Genomic DNA, 222 nt, shown 5'->3' on the forward strand with positions numbered 1-222 from the left:
GCGACGGCAAGTCCGACATGTGCGTGGCCTCCACCGCCGACTTCGTGTTCGCCAAAGGCAGCCTCGCCGAGTACTGCGTCGCCCATCAGATTCCTCATGCGCGCTTCGACACCTTTGCGCAAGTGCCGGCGTTGCTGGCCAAGTTGCCACAAGGCCTCGCCGCCAATGCCACCACCTTCAACACCTCTTCTGACCATCAGGAACTCTTCCATCATGTCTGAT

Annotated in this window: 1 pseudogene; it reads left to right on the forward strand. The window is 60.4% G+C overall.

The features are described from left to right. Window positions 1-221, forward strand: a pseudogene (locus E1K68_RS27625) (2,3-diketo-5-methylthio-1-phosphopentane phosphatase); the annotation flags it as partial. Between the last annotated feature and the right edge of the window lies 1 nt (window position 222).

The sequence above is a fragment of the Pseudomonas sp. B2021 genome (assembly GCF_018135665.1).
GTDB lineage: Bacteria > Pseudomonadota > Gammaproteobacteria > Pseudomonadales > Pseudomonadaceae > Aquipseudomonas > Aquipseudomonas lactis.